Genomic DNA, 2628 nt, shown 5'->3' on the forward strand with positions numbered 1-2628 from the left:
CGCCGCGGCCGCGGCGCTCGCGAGCCGACGGCGTCGCCGCCGCCGGACGGCCGACCTGCTGGCCGAGGCCCGCACCCACCTGACCTCCGTCACCCTGGAGATGGACGCCACCGAGGTGAACGCGTCCACGGTGCCCGAGGACTCGCCCCACGCGGCCGCGCTGATGGAGCGCTTCCGCGGCTTCCGGCGCCAGGCGCTCGACGCGTCGGCGGAGCTGGACCGCCTCGAGGCCCTGCCGGAGCGCAGCCTGCATCGCACGGAGCACGCCCGGGCCGCGGAGGACGTCCGGGACCGCGCCCGTGAGCTCGACCGCCTCGACGACGCCGTGGCCGCGGCGAACACCTTCCTCAACCGCCACCCGGGGTGGCCGGCGGCGTGGGACCAGCAGACCGCCCCGCTGCGGGCCGACCTGGACGCCGTCGGCGCGCTGGCCTCCTCCGTCGGCTCCGCCGGGCCCGTCCGATCCGCCGTCGCCGCGCTGGAGTCCTTCCGCACCGAGGCCCAGGACCGACTCGAGGCGCTGGGCGCGGACCTCCAGGACGAGCGCCTGACCCCGGCCGCGGCGCTGGATGAGCTGGACGCCCTGCGGCGTCGCCTGACCGGGCTCGTCTCCGCCCTCGCCGACGCCGAGGTGGCGGCGTTCGGCGAGGACGAGGCCGAGCGCGAGCTGCTGCGCGACGAGCTGCGCTCGCACCGTGGCCCGGCCCGGTCCGCGCGCGGCTCGATCCTGGACTCCGCGCTGCCGGCGGATGCCTACTGGACGGTGGTGGCCTTCACCACGGGCCACCAGGCCGGCGAGCGGTCCGTCCAGGACCACCGCCAGGCGCAGTCCAGCTCCTCCGGGACCGGCTACGGATCCTCGGGCGGCTCGTTCTCCGGGGCGGGCTCCTCCGGCCGATTCTGAGCCGGCCGGGGCCGGATCTGAGCCGGAAGCTCGTCCGGGCCGGGCACCCGGTCCCTGGCCCACCGCCCCGTTCTGCGAGACATTGAAGGACCATGACCGCCGCTGACACCCCCGCACCCCGTCAGGACCCCCTCGCGTTCTTCCTCGACAAGGCCGTGCCCGAGGCGTGGCACGCGGTCGGGCCGCTGGCCTCGGCCGCGCGCGCCGCCGCCGAGCAGGCCGGGCTGGACCGGCAGCTCGTGGAGCTCGTGAACCTCCGGGTCTCCCAGCTCAACGGCTGCGTGCTCTGCCTGGACCGGCACACCCGCCAGGGCGCCGACGCCGGTCTGAGCGTGCAGCGCCTGGGACTGCTGCCGGCGTGGCGTGAGGCCGGGGCCGTGTACTCGGAGCAGGAACGCGCCGCGCTCGAGCTCGCCGAGGCGGTCACGGACCTCCCCGAGCAGGAGCAGCTGAACTACGTGCAGGCCTCCACGGCCGCTGTGCTCACGGACGCCCAGTACGCGGCCGTGCAGTGGGTCGCGATCGTGATGAACCTGACGAACCGCATCTCGATCCTGTCCCATCACCCCGTGCGGCGCCGGGACGGCTGACCCCTTCCCCGCCGCCGGCCCGGCGGCGGGATCCACCCAGGAACGAGAGGACCGACCATGACCGAGCAGACCCCCAGCCTGGAGCACCCGCAGGTCCGCAAGAACGGGGAGAGGTACGAGATCGTCGTCGATGACGCGGGCACGGTGGCCGGCTTCACGGTGGCGATCGACGACGACACCGCCGACGGCCCGGCCCAGCGGATCTTCCCGCACACCAAGGTCGACCACCAGTACGAGGGCCGGGGCCTGGCCTCGACCCTCGTGCGCGAGGCGCTGAAGGACACCGTGGCCGCGGGCCGCCGGATCGTCCCCGTGTGCCCGTACGTGAAGGACTGGGTGGACGAACACGACGACGTGGCCGGCGAAGTGGACCCGGCGCGCCCCGAGCATCTGCAATTCCTGGAGTCCCGCCAGGACTGACGCCCCGCACCCGGTGAGCACCCGGAGACGAGAAGAGCCCCCGCCGATCCGGCGGGGGCTCTTTCTGGTCGGGGTGACAGGATTTGAACCTGCGGCCTCGTCGTCCCGAACGACGCGCGCTACCAAGCTGCGCCACACCCCGTTGGAGGTCTCAGACCTGAATCCAACAGAGAGCGACTATACCAGCCACACCGGGTGCCGCCAAACCGAGATGCGGGGCAGAATCGCACGCGTGAGACCTCTGCGCACCCGACGAATCCGAGAGAGGCCGGCATGAGCTGGTGGCCGTTCCTGCGTTCCTCCGCGAGCCCCTCCCCCGACGACGACGGCGCCCCGGCCGCTGCCGAGCTCGAGGAGGCCGTGGCCGCCCTGCGACGGCTGTTGCGCGCGGAGCGGCACCGGCTGCGCCCGGACAGCTGGGCCCTCGCGTGGGAGATGGTCGAGCACGCTGCCGAGTACGGGCCGGCCTGGACTCGCCTGCAGCGCACACGGCCCGTGGAGACGCAGGAGCTCGTGCTCGCCCTCACCGGGCGCTTGGAGCCGCTGCTGCGCGACTTCCTCGCTCTCCCCGACTCGGAGAAGCCCGCCCATGCCGACGCCGTGCACGCGCGCCTTCGGGAGCAGAGCACGGAGCACGGCCGGCTGCGCCGCCGACTCACCCGCGCGCTCACGGCACGGCTGCGTGCCGGCGAGGAGCTCTGAGCGCCGAGGGGG

4 protein-coding genes and 1 tRNA gene are annotated in these 2628 nt (G+C 74.3%); 4 read left to right on the top strand and 1 reads right to left on the bottom strand.

Annotated features, from left to right (window positions below):
* From HMPREF3105_RS10105 to HMPREF3105_RS10115, 3 genes are all read left to right on the top strand, one after another.
* The coding region (locus tag HMPREF3105_RS10105) for a DUF5129 domain-containing protein (RefSeq protein WP_141762503.1) at nucleotides 1-904 on the top strand (904 nt) is incomplete at its 5' end.
* Between the two features lie 92 nt (nucleotides 905-996).
* Nucleotides 997-1494 carry a carboxymuconolactone decarboxylase family protein gene (locus HMPREF3105_RS10110; protein ID WP_070709495.1) on the top strand — a complete coding sequence of 166 codons (498 nt, stop codon included), beginning with the start codon at nucleotides 997-999 and terminating at the stop codon, nucleotides 1492-1494.
* A gap of 57 nt (nucleotides 1495-1551) precedes the next feature.
* The gene (locus HMPREF3105_RS10115; RefSeq protein ID WP_070709497.1) at nucleotides 1552-1914 is read left to right on the top strand and encodes a GNAT family N-acetyltransferase; all 363 of its coding nucleotides are present in this window, start codon (nucleotides 1552-1554) and stop codon (nucleotides 1912-1914) included.
* 65 nt (nucleotides 1915-1979) lie between these two features.
* Here HMPREF3105_RS10115 and HMPREF3105_RS10120 read toward each other — a convergent pair.
* Nucleotides 1980-2056 (bottom strand) — tRNA-Pro (locus HMPREF3105_RS10120).
* A gap of 131 nt (nucleotides 2057-2187) precedes the next feature.
* On the opposite strand from HMPREF3105_RS10120, the gene HMPREF3105_RS10125 reads away from it, so the two are divergent.
* On the top strand, nucleotides 2188-2616 hold the full coding sequence (locus HMPREF3105_RS10125; protein ID WP_069941857.1) for a hypothetical protein: 429 nt from the start codon (nucleotides 2188-2190) through the stop codon (nucleotides 2614-2616).
* Nucleotides 2617-2628 lie beyond the last annotated feature (12 nt).

The sequence above is a fragment of the Micrococcus sp. HMSC31B01 genome (genome assembly GCF_001816085.1).
In the GTDB taxonomy this organism is placed as follows: Bacteria; Actinomycetota; Actinomycetes; order Actinomycetales; family Micrococcaceae; genus Micrococcus; species Micrococcus luteus.